At 63.3% G+C, this 17,527-nt stretch carries 19 protein-coding genes and 1 riboswitch; of the genes, 1 reads left to right on the top strand and 18 read right to left on the bottom strand.

The genetic code is table 11. The annotated features are described in order from the left end of the window. Nucleotides 1-2: 2 nt before the first annotated feature. From D7241_RS16845 to btuB, 12 genes are all read right to left on the bottom strand, one after another. A complete protein-coding gene (locus D7241_RS16845; protein ID WP_408102496.1) occupies nt 3-734 on the bottom strand; it encodes an adenosylcobinamide-GDP ribazoletransferase in 732 nt (243 codons plus the stop codon). Further along, entirely contained in the window at nt 719-1,312 is a 594-nt protein-coding gene (locus tag D7241_RS16850) for a histidine phosphatase family protein (protein ID WP_408102497.1), read from the bottom strand. Before D7241_RS16850 ends, D7241_RS16845 begins: the two co-directional genes overlap by 16 nt. After that, the gene (gene cobT / locus D7241_RS16855; protein ID WP_408102498.1) at nt 1,309-2,361 is read right to left on the bottom strand and encodes a nicotinate-nucleotide--dimethylbenzimidazole phosphoribosyltransferase; all 1,053 of its coding nucleotides are present in this window, start codon (nt 2,359-2,361) and stop codon (nt 1,309-1,311) included. Before cobT ends, D7241_RS16850 begins: the two co-directional genes overlap by 4 nt. Further along, a complete protein-coding gene (gene cobU, locus D7241_RS16860; protein ID WP_408102499.1) occupies nt 2,358-2,879 on the bottom strand; it encodes a bifunctional adenosylcobinamide kinase/adenosylcobinamide-phosphate guanylyltransferase in 522 nt (173 codons plus the stop codon). The genes cobT and cobU overlap by 4 nt, the downstream gene beginning before the upstream one ends. Beyond that, nucleotides 2,872-4,338: a cobyric acid synthase gene (locus tag D7241_RS16865; protein ID WP_408102500.1), complete on the bottom strand. Its 1,467-nt coding sequence runs from the start codon at nt 4,336-4,338 to the stop codon at nt 2,872-2,874. The genes cobU and D7241_RS16865 overlap by 8 nt, the downstream gene beginning before the upstream one ends. Beyond that, nucleotides 4,335-5,327 carry a threonine-phosphate decarboxylase CobD gene (gene cobD / locus D7241_RS16870; protein WP_408102501.1) on the bottom strand — a complete coding sequence of 331 codons (993 nt, stop codon included), beginning with the start codon at nt 5,325-5,327 and terminating at the stop codon, nt 4,335-4,337. Before cobD ends, D7241_RS16865 begins: the two co-directional genes overlap by 4 nt. Then, entirely contained in the window at nt 5,320-6,231 is a 912-nt protein-coding gene (cbiB, locus tag D7241_RS16875) for an adenosylcobinamide-phosphate synthase CbiB (RefSeq protein ID WP_408102502.1), read from the bottom strand. The genes cobD and cbiB overlap by 8 nt, the downstream gene beginning before the upstream one ends. Then, on the bottom strand, nt 6,228-6,878 hold the full coding sequence (gene bluB, locus D7241_RS16880; protein ID WP_408102503.1) for a 5,6-dimethylbenzimidazole synthase: 651 nt from the start codon (nt 6,876-6,878) through the stop codon (nt 6,228-6,230). The genes cbiB and bluB overlap by 4 nt, the downstream gene beginning before the upstream one ends. After that, nucleotides 6,875-8,167, bottom strand: coding sequence for a cobyrinate a,c-diamide synthase (locus tag D7241_RS16885; protein ID WP_408102504.1), 1,293 nt, complete (start codon nt 8,165-8,167; stop codon nt 6,875-6,877). The genes bluB and D7241_RS16885 overlap by 4 nt, the downstream gene beginning before the upstream one ends. A gap of 106 nt (nt 8,168-8,273) precedes the next feature. Next, nucleotides 8,274-8,876: a cob(I)yrinic acid a,c-diamide adenosyltransferase gene (cobO, locus tag D7241_RS16890; protein ID WP_408102505.1), complete on the bottom strand. Its 603-nt coding sequence runs from the start codon at nt 8,874-8,876 to the stop codon at nt 8,274-8,276. Next, nucleotides 8,876-9,451, bottom strand: coding sequence for a hypothetical protein (locus D7241_RS16895; RefSeq protein WP_408102506.1), 576 nt, complete (start codon nt 9,449-9,451; stop codon nt 8,876-8,878). Before D7241_RS16895 ends, cobO begins: the two co-directional genes overlap by 1 nt. A 23-nt stretch (nt 9,452-9,474) precedes the next feature. After that, the gene (gene btuB, locus D7241_RS16900) at nt 9,475-11,340 is read right to left on the bottom strand and encodes a TonB-dependent vitamin B12 receptor (protein WP_408102507.1); all 1,866 of its coding nucleotides are present in this window, start codon (nt 11,338-11,340) and stop codon (nt 9,475-9,477) included. 112 nt (nt 11,341-11,452) lie between these two features. Next, a riboswitch (cobalamin riboswitch) is annotated at nt 11,453-11,672 on the bottom strand. 165 nt (nt 11,673-11,837) lie between these two features. Here btuB and D7241_RS16905 point away from each other — a divergent pair. Next, entirely contained in the window at nt 11,838-12,641 is an 804-nt protein-coding gene (locus tag D7241_RS16905) for a metallophosphoesterase family protein (protein ID WP_408102508.1), read from the top strand. 95 nt (nt 12,642-12,736) lie between these two features. On the opposite strand, the gene D7241_RS16910 is transcribed toward D7241_RS16905, so the two are convergent. From D7241_RS16910 to D7241_RS16935, 6 genes are all read right to left on the bottom strand, one after another. Then, nucleotides 12,737-13,054 carry a hypothetical protein gene (locus D7241_RS16910; protein ID WP_408102509.1) on the bottom strand — a complete coding sequence of 106 codons (318 nt, stop codon included), beginning with the start codon at nt 13,052-13,054 and terminating at the stop codon, nt 12,737-12,739. A 75-nt stretch (nt 13,055-13,129) separates the two neighbouring features. After that, nucleotides 13,130-13,657 (bottom strand): C40 family peptidase, encoded by a 528-nt coding sequence (locus D7241_RS16915; protein ID WP_408102510.1) that lies wholly within the window; start codon nt 13,655-13,657, stop codon nt 13,130-13,132. An 84-nt stretch (nt 13,658-13,741) separates the two neighbouring features. Then, the gene (locus D7241_RS16920) at nt 13,742-14,386 is read right to left on the bottom strand and encodes a C40 family peptidase (protein ID WP_408102511.1); all 645 of its coding nucleotides are present in this window, start codon (nt 14,384-14,386) and stop codon (nt 13,742-13,744) included. Between the two features lie 65 nt (nt 14,387-14,451). Next, nucleotides 14,452-15,216 (bottom strand): NAD-dependent deacylase, encoded by a 765-nt coding sequence (locus tag D7241_RS16925; RefSeq protein ID WP_408102512.1) that lies wholly within the window; start codon nt 15,214-15,216, stop codon nt 14,452-14,454. A 96-nt stretch (nt 15,217-15,312) separates the two neighbouring features. Beyond that, a complete protein-coding gene (locus tag D7241_RS16930) occupies nt 15,313-15,984 on the bottom strand; it encodes a DNA-3-methyladenine glycosylase I (RefSeq protein ID WP_408102513.1) in 672 nt (223 codons plus the stop codon). Between the two features lie 91 nt (nt 15,985-16,075). After that, nucleotides 16,076-17,146: a 3-deoxy-7-phosphoheptulonate synthase gene (locus D7241_RS16935; protein WP_408102514.1), complete on the bottom strand. Its 1,071-nt coding sequence runs from the start codon at nt 17,144-17,146 to the stop codon at nt 16,076-16,078. Nucleotides 17,147-17,527: the final 381 nt, after the last annotated feature.

Below are 17,527 nucleotides of genomic sequence, written 5' to 3' on the forward strand. Positions count from 1 at the left end.
ATTCACACCTGTAACGCCAGCGCGACCAGCACGCCGCACTCCACCAACTCCAGCAGCGCACCGGCCGTGTCGCCAGTTGTACCGCCCAGACGGCGGCACATAGCACGCCGCGCCAGCACCCCGATGACCATCGTTACCAGCAGCGCCAACCAGCCACTCGCGCCAAGCGCCAAGCAGAACGCGAAGATCACCATCAACACGACGCGAACCTGCCCACGCGGCAGGTGGTCGGTCAGCGCCTGGCCCAAGCCACCGGGCCGCATGTATGGCGTGGTGAGAAACAACCCCAGCAATACGCTTCGCCCGAGCAACGGTGCAAGCAACAGGGCTAGCTGGTCGCCCTGTGCGAGCAGCGTCCAAAGCGCGACGAACTTGAGCAACAGCAGCAACACCAGAACCACCACGGCAATCGGACCGCTGCGCGGGTCTTTCATGATCGCGAGGGTGCGCTCGCGATCGCCGAAACCGCCGAGCCAGGCATCGGCGCTGTCGGCAAGGCCATCGAGGTGCAGCGCGCCGGTGAGCGCCACCCAGGCTGCCAGCAACAATGCCGCCTGCAGCGGCACCGCAGCCCCTCCGATTGCGAAGCTGCCAAGCCAGAGAATCGCCCCCAGCAATAACCCCACCAGCGGGTAATGAAGCAGCGATCGGCCAACCGCCTGCGGCGCGGGCATACCGCTCAGCCGCACCGGCAGGCTGGTGAGAAACTGCAGCGCGATCAGAAAGGGCTGCATGCTTCTTCCAACCAGAGCGTGGCGTCGGCGAAGCCGGTTTTCAGCCCGAACATTCCGCCATGGCTCACCTCGACCTGCAGCAACTGCCCGCGCGGCAGACCACGCGCCTCGGCCAACAGCAGGCGCATCACGCCGGCATGAGTGACCAAGAGGATGCGCTCGCCTGCAAAGCGGTCGGTGATTCGCTCGATCACCGTCAGCACACGCGCCTCGAACTCGATCAACCGCTCGCCGCCTGGCGGCGTGAAACCGTAGGGATCGCTCCAGAAGCGACCCAAGGCGTCGCTTTGATCGACCATCAGCTCGGCAGCCGTACGCCCTTCCCAATCGCCGAAGTCGAGTTCGCGCAGGTCGGGTTCGAGTTCCAGCGACAGCTTGCACTGCTCGGCCCATTCCACGGCGAAGGCTGCGCAGCGACGCAAGGGCGAGCTGATGATCCGGTCCCAGGGTCCCGCGCCGGCGACCGCTTGGCGCATCTGTAACCAACCAAACTCCGTGAGCGCGTCGTCCAGACGCCCGCGAAAGCCGCCGCCGCAAACCGTCTCGCCGTGACGCAGCATGTCCAGATGCAGGCTCATGCGCTCTGCCCGGCGACGGCTGCTTCGGCGAAGGTCGCCATTTCCTTGTGCAGCGCGCAGGCGAGCCGCAGCAGAGGGACGGCCAACGCTGCGCCGCTGCCCTCGCCCAGCCGCAGGCCGAGGCCGAGCAAGGGCCGGGCATCGAGTGCTTCCAGTACCACCAGGTGGCCGGGCTCCGCCGAGCGATGGGCGAACAGCATCCAGTCGCGACAGGCGGGATTCAGACGTACCGCGCAAAGCGCCGCCACGCTGCAAATGAAGCCATCCACCAACACCACGATGCCTTGCTGAGCACAGGCCAGATAGGCGCCGGTCAGCGCCGCCAGTTCGAAGCCACCCAGGCGCTGCATCCAACCCAAGGTATCGTGACAACCGGCATGAAGCGCCAGTGCGCGCTCGATCACGGCGCATTTGTGCGCCACGCCGGCCGCATTCAGGCCCGTCCCAGGCCCAGCCAGATCGCGGGGATCACATGCCAACAGTGCGCAGGCCAGAGCGGCTGCGGTGGTGGTATTGCCGATGCCCATTTCCCCACCAATGAACAATGCGCACTGTTCCCCGTGTGCACGCATTACGCTTTCGCGCCCGGCCTGCATCGCCTGTAGACAGACCTTCGTACTCATCGCCGGCGCCTCGACGAAGTTTGCCGTGCCCGCTCCTAGCGCCAAGTGACGAACGCCGGGCAAAGGGCCGATCGGCGAAGCGGTCCCCAGGTCGACCACTTCCAGCTTCGCGCCGAGCTGACGAGCCAGCACGCTGATCGCAGCGCCGCCATTGACGAAGTTGGCGAGCATCTGCCCGGTCACCGATTGCGGATACGCGGAAATACCTTCTGCGGCGACGCCATGATCGCCCGCGAAAATACTGATCCAGACCGGGTCCACGCTCGGACGCTCGTGCCCCCGCAATGCCGCCAGCTGCGGCACCAACGCATCGATGCGACCCAAAGCACCGTCCGGCTTGGTCAGTTGCGCATCGCGCGCCAGCGCCGCCTGGCGAGCACGTTCATTCAGGGCGTGGCAAGGCGCTTGCCACCAATGTTCGGTCACAACGGTTCTCCTTTCAAAATCATGGGCAGGCCTGCGACGGCGAACACCACCCGCTCGCAGCGCTCGGCCAGAGCCTGGTGCAGCCAACCGGCTTCGTCGACGTAGCGCCGGCTCAGCTCACCCAGCGGCACCACACCCATTCCGGTTTCGTTACTGACCAGCAGTACGCGCCCCGGCAACTCCGCCAGACATTCGAGCAGTGCGTCGCGCTCTTCGGCCAGACGCGCCGGGTCGTCCAGCATCAGCAGGTTGGTCAGCCATAACGTCAGGCAATCCACCAGCAGGCATCGATCAGCGCCGGCGTGCTCATGCAGCACTGAGGCCAGCGCCAGCGGTTCCTCCACCAGTGCCCAGTTCGACGGTCGTCGCGCGCGGTGATGGGCGATACGCTCGCTCATCTCGCTATCCAGCGGCTGGCTGGTGGCGATGTAGGTCACTGCCAGCCCGCTTTCGGCGGCCAGGCGTTCGGCCAGGCGGCTCTTGCCGGAACGCGCGCCGCCGAGGATCAGCTCAAGCATGCTCGCCTCCCAGCCCACAGAGTTCGTGCAGCCGTGCGGTATCCAGATGCGCCTCGACCAGGTCGGCCAAGCGCTCGATGTCACGTTCGCGCAGCGCGTGATAATCCACCCGCTGCGCGTTCTCTAACCCGGCCCAGCGCAATAGCGCTTCGCAGGCCGCAGGCGATTCGAACAAACCGTGCAGATAAGTGCCGAGTACCTGACCGTCCTCGCTGATAGCTCCATCCATTCGGCCGTCGTCGAGGTGCACGGCGGCTCGTTCGAGTGCCGGGCCGCTGCTGATCCCGGCGTGGATCTCGTAGCCGCTGATGTCGGCATCGCCCAGACAGAGTCGCCCGCGCACGTTGCGCAATTGTTTCTCAGCAGCCAGTTCGGTCGACAAGGCCAGCAACCCGAGCCCATCGCTCTGCCCCGCCGCGCCTTCGAGCCCAAGGGGATCGGCGATGCTTTCACCGAGCATCTGCAACCCGCCGCAAATTCCGAGCACCTTGCCGCCGTAGCGCAGGTGACGACGGATCGCAGCCTCCCAACCGTTATCGCGCAACCAGGCAAGGTCGGCGCGGACGCTCTTGGAGCCCGGCAGGATGATCAGGTCCGCGCCCGGAATTGCCTGGCCGGGACCGACGAAACGCAGATCGACCTGAGGATGCAGGCGTAGCGGGTCGAAGTCGGTGTGATTGCTGATGCGAGGCAGCACCGGCACCACCACCCTCAGGCTCTGCTCCGCTTTGGCGGATTGGCGCACGTCGATTGCATCTTCGGCTTCCAGATGGAAATCCATCAGATAGGGCAACACGCCCAGCACCGGTTTACCGGTGCGCTGTTCGAGCCAGTCCAGGCCCGGTTGTAACAACGCGATATCGCCGCGAAAACGGTTGATCACGAAGCCTCGCACCCGCGCCTGTTCGCTCGGGCTGAGCAGTTCCAGCGTGCCGACCAGATGGGCGAAGACCCCGCCCTTGTCGATATCGGCAATGAGGATGACCGGGCAATCCACCGCCTCGGCAAAGCCCATGTTGGCGATGTCGTTGGCCCGCAGGTTGATTTCCGCGGGCGAACCGGCACCTTCGACCACCACGACCTGATACGCAGCACCGAGGCGCCGATGCGATTCAAGCACCGCGTCCATCGCCACACGCTTGTAGTCGTGGTACGCCGCGGCATCCATATTCGTGACGGCGCGACCGTGAATGATTACCTGCGCACCGATATCGCTGTTGGGCTTGAGCAGCACCGGATTCATGTCAGTGTGCGGCGCCAACCCGGCAGCTTGGGCCTGCACCGCCTGGGCGCGGCCGATCTCCCCGCCCTCGGCGGTGACCGCGCTGTTGAGTGCCATGTTCTGCGGTTTGAACGGCGCTACGGACACGCCTTGTCGGCGAAGCCAACGGCACAGCGCGGTCACCAAAGTGCTTTTACCGGCATCCGAAGTGGTGCCCTGAATCATCAAAGTGCTCATGCGCTAATTTCTCTGTAATGGGCCAGCGCGCAAGCCAGGCGGGCCCAGCCCGGTTCGTCTGCCGGCAGACCGAAACGCAGGCTCGGTGGATAGTGAAAACGGCGAACCAGAATGCTCTGACAAGCGAGAAACTCGTACAGCAGAGCCGCCTCTTCGGTTACGACCCACTGGAACAGGCCGCAACCGCCCGTAGGCGGCAACCCGGAACATGACAGCAGCCGCGCCAACCGCTCACCGTCTGCCAGCAGTCGGGCACGCTGTCGATGCTGACCTTCGCGGTCAGCGAGCAACGCCGTGGCGACAAACCGTGACGGCCCGGCGATCGGCCAGGGGCCCAACGCATTTTCCATTGCACGCAATATCTCGGCTTCAGCCAGGACAAAGCCGAGCCGCGCACCGGCCATGGAGAAGAACTTGCCGAACGAGCGCAACACGATCAGCCCCGGCAGGTGCGCATGAGTTGCCAGACTGAATTCCGGCGTCGGGTCCATGAAGGCTTCGTCGACCACCAGCCAGCTGCCGCGTGCTGCCAACCGCGCATGCCAGTCAAGCAGCTGTTCGGGCGGCAATAGGCGCCCGGTGGGATTGTTCGGATTGACCATTACTAGGACGTCGAGCTGATCGAGCGCCCGCGGTACGGACCCTTCGCTGAACTCGCTGACGCAGTGCCCCTCCCGACGCCAGGCCTCGGCGTGCTCGCCATAACAAGGCGATACGATGCCAACCTGAAGCGACCGACGCAGCCGCGGCAACACCTGTATCGCCGCCTGCGAACCTGCCACCGGCAGCAGCGACTCGACGCCGTAATAATCGCGGGCCGCAGCGGCCAAGTCGTCCTCGGTTTCCGGCAGCCGCATCCAGGCATCAGCGGGGACGACTGGTAGGTTGAATCCATAAGGTGCAATGCCAGTGGACAGATCGAGCCAATCCGTCAGCGGGATAGCGAAATCGCGCGCCGCTGCCCGCAGCCGTCCGCCATGTTCAAGCATGCAGCCAGCCTCCCAGCAGCAATGCCAACAACCAGAGGCCGACGCCAGCCCAGACCATATCCAATGCGCGCTCGATGTCGCGCGCGCTGGGATCTTCGCCCTCGCCCAAGGTCGGGCGCTGATGCAGCTCATCGTGATAGATCGCCGGCCCGCCCAGCGACACACCCAGCGCGCCGGCACCCGCGGCCATCACCGGCCCGGCGTTGGGGCTGTCCCACAAGGGTGCCTGACGTCGCCAGCAGCGCCAGGCTGTGCGCGTTTGGCCCAGCACGGCGTAGGTCAGCGCGACCAGTCTGGCGGGAATGAAATTGAGCGCGTCATCGATGCGCGCAGCGGCCCAGCCGAAACGCTCGAAGCGCTCGCTGCGATAGCCCCACATGGCATCCAGCGTATTGCTCAAGCGGTACAACACGACACCAGGCGCACCGGCAATCGCGAACCAGAACAGCGCCGCGAAAACTGCATCGCTGCCGTTCTCCAGCGCCGATTCGGTCGCCGCGCGGGCCACGTCCTGCTCGTCCAGCTCGCTTGTGTCGCGACTGACGATGAAACCGACATGTCGCCGCGCCTCGGTCAGATCGCCACTGCGTAAGGCAAGCGCAACCGGCATCAAATGCTCACCCAAGCTGCGCAGGCCGAGCGCGAGATACAGCAGAAGGATTTCTACCAGCCAACCAACGCCTGGCAACAGACTCAGCAGCCATGCGATGACCGTTAGCGGCAACACCGCGAGGCACCAGGCGGTGACGCCATGGCTACGCCAACCGCGGCCGTCCGGGCCGTTGAAGTGCTGTTCCAATCGATCAGCCAGCCGGCCGAAGACCACCAACGGATGACTGCGCCGAGGCTCGCCCAGCAACGCATCCAGCCCGACCCCGGCGAGGCAGCTCAGCACCACGCTCAAGGCTGTTCCTCCCAGCCGTCTTCGAACAGCAATTCCTGCAACCGCCGAGGTTGCGTCCAGCCCTGCAGCGCCAACATCGGCGCCGGATAGAACGCATCGACAGGCCCGAGGCAGAGCACCGCCACCGGCTCGGCACCGGTGGGCATTTCTAGCAGTTCGGCCAGTGCCTGCGGATCAAACAATGACACCCAGCCCATTCCCAATCCTTCGGCGCGCGCGGCGAGCCAGAGGTTTTGGATCGCGCAGGCCGCCGAGGCCAGGTCCATCTGCGGCATGGTGCGACGGCCGAATACGTGGGTTTCGCGCCCGTTCATCAACGCGACCACCAGCAGTTCGGCGCAATCCCTAATGCCCTCGACCTTCAATTGCATGAATTCACGGCCACGCTCGCCCAGCGCCTCGGCAGTCAGCACACGTTCCTGCTCCACCAACTCAGCGATGGCCGAACGTAGCTCGGCGCGCCGGATACGGATGAATCGCCAGGGTTGCATCAGACCGACACTAGGGGCCTGATGCGCGGCCTCGAGCAATCGCGCAAGCAGCTCGGGTGCGACGTCGCCGCCGCTGAAATGCCGCATGTCGCGCCGCTCGGCAATGGCGCGATAGACACCCGCGCGCTCTAACTCGGTGAAGGCGTGCTCGCTCATGGCTTGAATAACGCCGCAGCCGCTTGGGGATTGGACGGCATATAGAAGTGAATATAGGAGGCCGTCAGCCGGCCCTGCCGGAACACCGCTTCGGCGGTGCGTTTGTAGTTCGGGCACTCGCCACGGGCGATGGGCTGCATGGTCGAATCGAGTGAAGAATGATGAAAGGTGTGGCCGCGCAAGCGCCCTTCCGGCAGTTCGACTTCCTGCAGCGCCAAAGCGGTCAAGCGCTTCTGCATCTTCGCTTCGCCAGGCAGCAGGCCGAGCATGTCTTCGCGCGTGCCGGCCTGATCGGTCAGCCCGTCGAGCAGGTAAAGCATCCCACCACATTCGGCGAGGATCGGTTTGCCCGCCGCGTGATGCGCCCTGATCGCCTCGCCCATTGAGCGATTGCGAGCCAAGGTCTCCATGTGCAATTCGGGATAACCGCCTGGCAGATATAGGCTATCCACCGCGGGTAGCTTGGAAAAATGGAGCGGAGAAAAAAACAGCAACTCGGCGCCAAGCGAATGCAGCAGATCGAGATTGGCCTGGTAGATGAAGGCGAAGGCGGCATCCCGCGCGACACCGATCCGCACGCCCTGCAGCAGCGGCGGGATGGTCAAGGGCTCCGGCGGTGGAAAGCACACCTTTTCCGGCAGTGCGCCGTCTGCACTCGCCGCCAGCGCATCGGCAGCCGCATCGAGCCGAGCATCAAGATCCGCCAGCTCCTGCGCCTGTACCAGCCCCAGATGCCGGCTCGGCAAATTTATGGATTCGTTGCGCGGCAAGGCGCCAAACCAATGCATTCGCTCCGGCAGGCAGTCCCGCAAAATGTCGCCATGACGGCTGCTGCCTACTCGATTGGCCAGCACACCGGCAAATGGCAGGTCCGGCTGATAGCTGGCCAAACCATGTGCCAATGCGCCGAACGTCTGCGCCATGGCCGAACCGTCTACCACTGCCAATACAGGAATGCGGAAGTGCCGCGCCAGATCGGCGGCCGACGGCGTACCGTCGAACAGCCCCATCACCCCTTCGATCAAAATCAGATCGGCCTCGCCGGCCGCTTCCCATAGCAGCCGGCGACTCTCGGCTTCGCCCACCATCCAGAGATCGAGCTGGTAGACCGGATGGCCACTTGCACGCGCCAACACCATCGGATCGAGAAAGTCAGGACCACATTTGAACACCCGCACGCGCTTGCCCAGTCGTGTATGCAAGCGCGCCATGCCGGCAGTGACGGTGGTTTTGCCCTGGCCGGACGCCGGCGCGGCGATCAGCAGTGCCGGGCAGCTTCGGCTATTCATCGCGGCCTCTGATCATCGTAGGGTGGATGACGCTCTACCCATCCACCAACGCCAACGGTGGATGAAAAAAGCGTCATCCACCCTACGCATGTCTGGATCGCAGACATCAGAATTCCACGCCCTTCTGGGCCTTCACACCTGCCTTGAACGCATGCTTGACCAGGCTCATTTCAGTCACGGTATCCGCCGCCTCGATCAGCCCGGGCGGCGCGCCGCGACCGGTGACTACCACGTGCTGCAACATGGGTCGCGACTCGATATCGGCCAATACCGGCTCCAGTTCCAGATAGCCGTACTTCAGCGCAATGTTCAGCTCGTCCAGCACCACCAGCCCAATCTCCGGATCGCCGAGCAACTCGGCCGCGACGGCCCAAGCTTCGCGAGCTTTGGCGATGTCGCGTTGGCGATCCTGGGTTTCCCAGGTGAAGCCTTCGCCCATCACGTGATAGCGCACTTCGTCGGGGAAACGCCGGAAGAAGTTTTCCTCCCCTGTGCTGGCCGCGCCCTTGATGAATTGCACCACGCCGACCTTGATGCCGTGGCCCAGCGCGCGGGCGACCATGCCGAAGGCCGAGCTGCTCTTGCCCTTGCCGTTACCGGTGTGCACCAGCAGCAGGCCGTACTCGTCCTGGGCCTCGGCGATCTTCGCATCGACCACCGCCTTCTTGCGCTGCATCCGTGCCTTGTGTCGTGCGTCGCGGTCGTCCATCAATGCACCTCCCGCGCGCGCATCAGGCGCAGCGCCGAGACGATACCGACATGCAGCACCAGCGCCGTGCCGACGTAGAACGCCAGGTTGCTCAGGTGACGCGGCACATACTGGGCGATGCGCGGCAGGAAGCCGGCCAGCGTCGGCTCCGGATAGCGGCTGGAGAAGAAGTAGAATGCCCCGCCGGAGATCAGGTAGGCGACGAAACCCGCGACCAGCAGCGTCAGCGCCAGCACGGCCAGGCTGCGCAGATCGTCGCGCTGCCAGCCGGCGAACAACCGTCCCGCCAGCCACAGGCTGCCGTAGGCCGGCACCAGTGCCCAGTAGGCCGGCGACAAGCACCAGTCACTGATGCTGCCGCTGGCGAGAGAGCCGAAGTCCAGCGCGGATGCCACGGCGAACAGCAGCACGAACATCCAGCGCGAACGCAGGTAGAAGCCGGCCAGGAAGAAGATCGACCAGCTGGCGCTGGGCAGATTCTCGACGCTGGCGAAATGTTGACCACGTGTCATGGCCATCAGCAGGATCAGCGCGGCGCCTATTGCCAACTGGGCGCGTGTGGACAGGACGTGCATGGGGTTCTCCTTTGGGTTGCCGGTCAGAGAGCCTGGTAGCGCACGGTGAAATACACCGCGCGACCGGGCTGTTCGTAGGTTTGGGTGGTTTCGTAGTCGCGGTCGAACAGGTTCGCCAGCTTGACCTGCAGGCGCCAGGCCTCGTCGACGCGGTATTCGCTGCGTAGGTCCATCAAGGCGTAGCCGGGCATGCGGGACTCTTCAGTGTTGCTCGCCTTGTCGAAACGCTCGCTCACCGCGTACAGCGAGGCACCCAGGCCTATGGCGCCGAACTGGCGATCCAGGTCCAGGTTGAACTGACGCTTGGCGCGGCGTTGCAGCAGATGCCCGTGGTTGGCCTTGCTGCGGTCCTGTGGGTCCATGAAGGTCAGATTGGCGTTCACATCCCAGCCGGCCAGCACGGTGGCAACGGTGGTTTCAATGCCGCGAATGCGCGCCACGTCGACATTTTCCGGGCGCATGGGGCTGGTCCCAGCCCAGACGATCAGATCCTCGATCTGGTTTTCATAGGCGTTGACGCTCCAATCGCCCCAGCCGTGGCTACCTCGAATGCCGATCTCGTAGCTTTCCGACTCTTCCGGTTGGACGTCCGGGTTGCCGGCGGTAAAGGCGCCGGCCGGGTAGTACAGGTCGTTGAAGGTCGGAGCCCGGTAGGCGGTACCGTAGGCGGCGGTCAGCGTCAGCGCATCGCTCAATTCGAAGCTGTAGCCCAGGCTGCCGGTGTCGTGCGAACCGAAGAACTCATCGTCGTCGCGGCGTAGGCCAGCCTGCACGCCGTGACGACCGAAGGCGGCCTGATACTGGACGAAGTAGCCCTTGTTGTAGCGGCTGTCCTCGGCATAGTCATCGCTGCTGTCGATTCGATCGGTCTGGTAGTCCATGCCGAGGCTTAGCACCTGCGCCTCGCTGAAACGCAGGTCATTCTGCCAGCTCAGGCTGTCGCGGTGGGTGTCGAAGCGTGAATAGAAGTCGTCGTCCTGGAAGTTGTCTCCCAGGTCCTCGCTGTGCCCCGCCTGCAGGGTGATGTCCCAAAAGGCCAACGGCGAGAAGCGCGCACGGCCGCTGATCGCCTGCAGAGAGCCGTCGCTGTAGGCATCGCGACCGGTGGCGCCGCTGGTCGAACGGGTGTCGAAATCGCTGTGGTTCTCGCTCTGCAGCCAGCTGCCGTCCAGCTCCAGACCATTGTCGAAGCGATAACCGGCGCGCAGCAGTCCGGACAGCTCGCGGTAGCCGTCGGCATCCGGCTCGTAGGCATTGGGCGCGCTGCTACGGTAGGCGCGGGCGTTGATGCCGTCGGTGGACTCGCTGGCTACCCCGAGGTTGAACCAGCCATTGCCCTGGCTGCCTGCGACGCCGGCCGATCCGCTGTAGCTGGAGCGTGATCCCGCGCCCGCCGAGAAGTAAGGCTTGAAGCCATCGGCGCCGCCGCGGCGGGTGAAGATCTGGATCACCCCGCCCATCGCTTCCGAGCCGTACAAACTGGAGCGCGGCCCACGGACGATCTCGATCCGCTCGATCTGTTCCACCGGGATGCTCTGCAGCGCAGCACTGCCGGAGGTGGCCGAACCGACCCGGACGCCGTCAATCAGCACCAGCACGTGCTTGTCGCTGGTACCGCGAATGGACACCGAGGTGCTCTTGCCGCGCCCGCCATTGCTGGTGACGCTGACCCCGGCCAAACGCTGCAGCAACTCCGGCACGCTGCCGGCCTGCTGGCGTTCGATCTCGTCTCGGGTAATCAGGTTACTGGAAGCAATGGAGACCGGCGAATGGCCGGTCCGGCTGGCAGTAATCACCTGCTGGCCCAGCAGCAAGGCATCGCCGTGATTGGCCAGAACACAGGAAGGAAGGCCCAGCAGAACCACGGCCAGGGGAAGGGATTTGCGCATTGGATGAAGATTCTCCGTCGTGCCCGCCGCACGACATATGTCGATAAGGCAGACGGAGAATTCGAAAGGAGCGCAGGTGCAAGCAGCCGCACCCCAATCAGCGCCCGCCGCACTGCCGTGGAATGCGACAGGCCGGTCTCCGGGCTTGCGAGCGGTTGCCTTGCAGCATCCCGAAACCGCGCCTTCCCATGCCTATGGCACAGTGGCTTTGAGCGGTTTCTTATCTCGCCTACCGTTGCGGGGGCAGCGCCGGAATCTTCGTGAGAATGACCGGCTTCCCTGTTTCACCCAACTGGCTTTTCGCCAGGGGTACCTGAAGCAGCGCGGAGGTTAGTCCAAGGCCCTGCGCAGCGCAACTGGAAGCAGCGCTGCATGGTGTATCGGCGCCCTTGGGTGCAATTCGCCAGCAATTCACCGGAACGCTAAGCGCTGATCGGCTTCGAATGCAACAATGCGCCACTCGCACCCGGCCATCCCTAACGAGAAGACGCCAGCCAATGACGACCATCGTGCAGATCTCCGACACCCACTTCGGCACTGAGCAACCGGCAGTGGTGCAAGCCATGGAAGACCATGTGCGCGAGCATGGCGCCGACCTGTTGATCTTTTCTGGGGACATCACACAACGCGCCAGAGCTGGGCAATTTGCGGCTGCCCAGGCATTCGTCCAACGGCTGAAAGGTCATGGCATACCAGAAACGCTGGTCATCCCAGGCAACCACGACATTCCGCTGTACAACGTTTTCGCACGCTTTTTAATGCCCTATCGCAACTACCGCCAGCACTTTGGCCATGATCTGGAACCGACCTTCGAAAACGACGAAATGCTCGTGATTGGGCTCAATACCACCCACCCGCGGCGGCACAAAGACGGATTGGTAACCGCCGAGCAGGTGCAGGCGGTAGCACAACGTTTGAAGCAGAGCGACCCAAACAAGGTGCGTATTGTGGTGGCGCATCAGCCCTTCGGGGCGATGGTGCTAAGTGATCTGAGCAATCTGCAACATGGCGCCGATGCAGCGTTGCACTGCTGGGCAGATGAAGGGCTCGATCTGGTGATGGGAGGTCATATTCATCTGCCCTACGTGTTGCCATTGACCAAGCAGTACACCGGTCTGTCGCGGGAAATCTGGATGATCCAGGCGGGCACTACGCTGTCATCGCGCGTCCGCGGCACCTCGCCGAATTCGTTCAACCGCCTCAAGCTGCATCCCGGCGCAGACAAGAAAGCCTGCGTCGAACGCTGGGACCTGCTGGATGATCGCTTCGTGCTGGGCTCGCACTTCAACCTGCATTGGTAGAACGGCGAAGTCTCTTAGCCGTACTAATGCGCTACGGACATAAAGCCAACAGGATCAATTCATAGTCGCAGGCGCACCGGAAAGCTGGTGTCGAACTAGTGTCTCGGAGTAAACCCGGCTGGCTTGGTTGCCAGCCAGTCGACGAACGCACACAAGCGCGGATCGGCGAGCAACGCCTCTCGGCTGTTGTAAACAAGCGCCAACTCTTTCTCCGTGAAGAGCCGATGAATCTGGTTGTGGCAGGCCCGGCATACCCACAAGGTGGCCGTGATGCGCTCATCACGGGGAAAGCGCTTGCGCACGTAGGTTTTGCCGTGCAGCGCCTTGGGGATCAGATGATGGCGCGTCAAGGGTGCCTGGCGGCGACAAAGCTCGCACGCCTCGGGTTGGTCCGGCAGGCGGAGGATTGGCATGCTCAGCTGCCTTTTGATCGTCGAAACCTGGGCGCGGCGTCGGTCATCATCAACTCCTGCCAGGCACGTTGAGCCTCACGGATTGCGGGCAAGTTGCTCGCTGTCGAGGACGCGCTTGGCGCTGAGGTAGTTCTTCTGCCAGTAGCTATTGGAGAGGCTGTCCAGCCGCACTGTTCCGCCGCTGGAGGGCGCGTGGACGAAACGCCCGTTCCCGACGTAGATGGCTGCATGACTGACGCGGCGCCCACCACTGGTCGCGAAGAACAACAGATCGCCCGCCTGTAGCGCATCGCGCCTGACTGCAGCGCCGCGCATGGTGCTCATTTCGCGCGTGGTACGAGGCAGTGTGAGATCTGCCGCGCCGCGGAAGACGTAGCCAATCAGGCCACTGCAATCGAAGCCGCTATCGGGTGTGTTGCCACCGTAGCGATAAGGTGTGCCGACCAGCCCAAGAGCAGTGAACAGGACATCTTCAGCAGTACCTGGCAACTGCTGCGGCGCCGCAGGTGCTATCACGACCGGTTCAACGGGCTGCCGTCCGGCACAGGCTGTCAGCAGCAAAGCTGTCAGCAGAACAGTCGTGAGACGGGCCAGAAAGGGCATGGCAGAGCAGTCCAGGTAAATGAGCCATCACTCTGCCGGCATGCGCCGATGGATGCAACCCCCGGCGCAGCTCAACCTCGCCGATCAATGATGAACGGGAATAGAGCTCGAATCGTGAGCCAGAGCCAGCACGCGCTTGGCTTGCATGAAGCTGGCGCGCCAGTATTTGCTATCCAGGCTGTCGACGCGAACGCCGCCGCTGCGACTACTGGAGGAATGGATGAACTGGTCATCGCCGATGTAGATACCGGCATGGCTGACCCGGCCGCGACCGCGATTATTGAAAAAAACCACGTCGCCCGGTTGCAACTCGCTGCGTTTGATCTTCGGGGCGTCGAGGTTGATCATTTCGCGCGTAGAGCGTGGCAGCTCGATCCCGGCTTCCTTGCGGAACAGGAAGCTGACGAAGCCACTGCAATCGAAACCGGTTTTTGTCGAGGTGCCGCCATACCGGTAAGGCGTACCAACGAGGGTAAAACCACGCTCGAGAATGCTGTCGGCAAGCGGCGGCAATTCATAGCTCTGCCCATCGGATAGGTCGCGGAGCTGTTGCTCGCTGGGTTCGGATGATTCGGCTTGGGCGGTATCCGCTTCTGGTTCGACGCTCGCAAGTTCGAATTGGAAATCGTGCAGCGCGAGAGGACTTTCGGTCTGTTCTGGCTGTCCGGCACAGGCCGTCAGCAGCAAGATGAAAGCAAATGGCAACAGGGGTGCGAGGCGTTGGCGCATGGCACAGGCATGTCGGGAAGTCGAAAGTGGCGAGACTATGCCTGCCGATGCCCCGATGAGCAAATTCAATCAGAGAAAATGTGACGGATTAGCTGCGGCAAAACGTCTGACGCGCCTGCTGCCAAATGGACATCCACCAGAAGCGACAGCTCGCTGGCGACCGGATCGATCTGTGCCGTAAACCCGCCGCTGTGGCGTGTACGCAGTATCGGTTCGACGATATAGGCGAAGCTCGCCGAGGTGCCCACCGCGACCACCGCGTCGAATCCCTCTGCCATCTCGGTCTGCAAGCGCCCCAACGCCGCCTCCGGCAACATCTCCTCGAACAGCACCACTGGCGGTCGCAGCACGCCGCCGCATGCGCAACGCGGCGGCAGCGGGCGACCAAGATGGCAACTCAACTGGTCGCTCTGCTCGCCACAGGTCATGCAGTACAGCGGTGCAATGGTTCCGTGGATTTCAATCAGCCGTTGTGGCGGGCTGCCGGCCGCCAGGTGATAGCCATCGACGTTCTGCGTCAGTACCCAGCAGCCTGGCTTGTGCCGTTGCAGCTCGGCGATGGCAGTGTGACCGGCATTGGGCTCGGCGCAGAGGCAGGCACGGCCGATTTCAGCCAGGTATTTCCAACACAGCGCTGGATTACGTCTGAGCATCGGGCCGGACAACGCCACCTCGATTGGCAGGCCGTCCTCGGTGTGACCATTGTACAGCCCGCCGACGCCACGATAGGTCGGCAGCCCGGAATCCGCGGAAAGCCCGGCGCCAGTGATGATCAGGATGCGCTCTGCCTGCCGCAGCGCCTTGGCAATTCGCTGCATGGCTCCGTCCATCTTTGTCCTCCTTCGCTGTCAGCCCTGGCTGGCTTGATGCGACATGACTTCAAATAGGACCGCGCTTGAAGCACTTCGACTCGATACGCAATGGGCTCAGTGGTTAACGGTAAACGCCAGCATCACCGACAGCTGACACATGGGGCGGCCGCTCTCGCTGTGCCACTGATTGAACATTGATTGCACGGCCGCCTGGTCGCGTTGGCTGCTGGGCACCTTGTCGACCACTTTTTGCGCCTTGAGTGCAGCGACCACGTCATTGCTCGGGATGAAGGTGTCTTTGCCAGCCATGCGCAGCAGACGCGGCGCGGACAACCCGCCTAGCTGACATCCCTGTTTGGCCAGGTAGCGCCACAGACCGACGATATCGGTTACCGGCCAATCGGCGATGAGATTGCCGAAGCTGCCGTGCTCCTTTGCCACGTCAAGTACGAACTGGGCATTGCGCGGCACACTTTTGAGCTTGCCCAAATGGCGAATGACCCGCGTGTCCTGCATCAGTCGCTCGATGTGCTCGCCGCCCATCAACACCAACTTTTCCGGGTCGAAACGGAAGAACACTTCCTCGAATGCCGGCCATTTCGCATCCACCAAACTGTGCTTGAGTCCGGCACGGAATATCCGCAGGCTGATCAGCGAGAGATAGCGGTCATCCGGAACGGCCCGCAAGTCGTCAGCGCTGCTGGGGCGCGGCAGTCGGTTTTCCAGTGCCGCGGCAGAGCCGAAGCGATTCAGACAATATTCGTACAGCCATTTGTAATCGCGCATGGGGTCCTGTAGGGCGGGAAAACCAGCCGCACAGGTTGCCCGCAAGACCCTGCGAACCGCAAGCCCGGCCGTCGCAGCCGGGCTTGCTGAGTCAGCCGCGCAACCGATCAGCCGCGTCACGCAGCATCTGCTCGGTGGCGCTCCAGCCCAGGCAACCATCGGTAATGGAAACGCCGTAACGCAGGTCGTCGGAAAGCGGTTGGCAACCATCGAACAGGTGGCTTTCGATCATGACGCCACGCAGGCTCGCATCGCCGGTCAGGCGTTGGTCAATGACGTTCTGCAGCACCGCTGGCTGGCGCAGCGGGTTCTTGCCGCTGTTGGCGTGGCTGCAATCGACCATGATCCGAGCAGCGATGCCTTGCTTGAGCAACGCAGCATTAGCCATCGCAACGCTTTCGGCGTCATGGTTCGGTCCGGTATGGCCGCCGCGCAGCACCAGATGCGTATCCGGGTTTCCGAGCGTGCTCATTAGCGCCGGATGGCCGAGATCATCGATACCGAAATGCTGATGCGGATGCGCCGCCGAACGCATCGCGTCACAGGCGATCCCCACACTGCCATCGGTGCCGTTCTTGAAACCCACCGGCAGGTCCAGGCCACTGGCCATTTCGCGGTGAATCTGCGATTCGCTGGTGCGCGCGCCAATCGCCGCCCAGCTCAACAGATCATCGAAATAGGCCGCTGCCAGAGGCTGCAACAGCTCGGTGGCGATCGGCAGGCCGCGGTCGAGGATGTCCAGCATCAAGCGGCGCGATACGCTCAGCCCTTCGGCCATATTGCTGCTGCCGTCCAGATGCGGATCGTAGACCAGCCCCTTCCAGCCGACCGTCGTACGGGGCTTCTCGACATAAGCGCGCATCACCAGCAACAGCTGATCGCTGACCTGTGGCGCCAGTTCGGCCAGGCGTGAGGCGTAATCGAGCGCAGATTGCGGGTCGTGCAGAGAGCACGGCCCGATCACCACCAGCAGGCGCGGATCGCTGCCGTCGAGCACGGCGCGGATGGCATTGCGGTCGGTCCGGATACGCTCGGAAAGCGCGGCGTTCAACGGTAGGCGTTGGCGTAGTACGGCGGGACTGGGCAGCGGTTGAGCGCTGCGTCTGGCTGGGTTGGAGACGGGGTTGGAGTTAGCGAGCTGAGCAGAAATCGGTGCGTTCATGATCTGGCGGTCCTTTGGCCGGCGCGGCTTCTGTGCCGCGCCAGCGCTAGCGAAGTGTTCGGTCTATAGGTGTTGGAACAGCGGCGTTGAAGCGGCTAAATCGCCAGTCATAACGGAAGGTGCGGTAATAGCTGCGGTAGTTGTTCATCTGTTTTGTCCTCTGCGTTGGGCCCTTCAGGCCGGAAAAAGAAAACCCCCGGTGGGATGGCCGACCGGGGGTTCGAAAACTGTCTGGTGGCGACCCTGTTTGCTAGGGCGCCTGTGGGGTATCAGGCGCGCCTATGGCTAAACCAATACCCAAAAAAGTAATAACCAGCAGCCGCGATCACTTGTCCACGCAAATGCGCGGCATGCAGGGCACCGGCTTGATCGAGAGAAGAA

This window comes from Stutzerimonas sp. VN223-3 (assembly GCF_045999685.1).
GTDB classification, from domain to species: Bacteria; Pseudomonadota; Gammaproteobacteria; order Pseudomonadales; family Pseudomonadaceae; genus Stutzerimonas; species Stutzerimonas stutzeri_AR.

Coding starts and splice junctions, on each gene's coding strand:
- cobU (WP_408102499.1), bottom strand. CDS start 2,879: ATGCTTGAGCTGATCCTCGGCGGCGCGCGTTCCGGCAAGAGCCGCCTG.
- D7241_RS16845 (WP_408102496.1), bottom strand. CDS start 734: ATGCAGCCCTTTCTGATCGCGCTGCAGTTTCTCACCAGCCTGCCGGTG.
- D7241_RS16915 (WP_408102510.1), bottom strand. CDS start 13,657: ATGCCCTTTCTGGCCCGTCTCACGACTGTTCTGCTGACAGCTTTGCTG.
- D7241_RS16925 (WP_408102512.1), bottom strand. CDS start 15,216: ATGGACGGAGCCATGCAGCGAATTGCCAAGGCGCTGCGGCAGGCAGAG.
- D7241_RS16935 (WP_408102514.1), bottom strand. CDS start 17,146: ATGAACGCACCGATTTCTGCTCAGCTCGCTAACTCCAACCCCGTCTCC.
- D7241_RS16895 (WP_408102506.1), bottom strand. CDS start 9,451: ATGCACGTCCTGTCCACACGCGCCCAGTTGGCAATAGGCGCCGCGCTG.
- D7241_RS16905 (WP_408102508.1), top strand. CDS start 11,838: ATGACGACCATCGTGCAGATCTCCGACACCCACTTCGGCACTGAGCAA.
- D7241_RS16920 (WP_408102511.1), bottom strand. CDS start 14,386: ATGCGCCAACGCCTCGCACCCCTGTTGCCATTTGCTTTCATCTTGCTG.
- cobO (WP_408102505.1), bottom strand. CDS start 8,876: ATGGACGACCGCGACGCACGACACAAGGCACGGATGCAGCGCAAGAAG.
- cobD (WP_408102501.1), bottom strand. CDS start 5,327: ATGCTTGAACATGGCGGACGGCTGCGGGCAGCGGCGCGCGATTTCGCT.
- D7241_RS16930 (WP_408102513.1), bottom strand. CDS start 15,984: ATGCGCGATTACAAATGGCTGTACGAATATTGTCTGAATCGCTTCGGC.
- D7241_RS16850 (WP_408102497.1), bottom strand. CDS start 1,312: ATGAGCCTGCATCTGGACATGCTGCGTCACGGCGAGACGGTTTGCGGC.
- btuB (WP_408102507.1), bottom strand. CDS start 11,340: ATGCGCAAATCCCTTCCCCTGGCCGTGGTTCTGCTGGGCCTTCCTTCC.
- D7241_RS16910 (WP_408102509.1), bottom strand. CDS start 13,054: ATGCCAATCCTCCGCCTGCCGGACCAACCCGAGGCGTGCGAGCTTTGT.
- D7241_RS16885 (WP_408102504.1), bottom strand. CDS start 8,167: ATGAATAGCCGAAGCTGCCCGGCACTGCTGATCGCCGCGCCGGCGTCC.
- D7241_RS16865 (WP_408102500.1), bottom strand. CDS start 4,338: ATGAGCACTTTGATGATTCAGGGCACCACTTCGGATGCCGGTAAAAGC.
- bluB (WP_408102503.1), bottom strand. CDS start 6,878: ATGAGCGAGCACGCCTTCACCGAGTTAGAGCGCGCGGGTGTCTATCGC.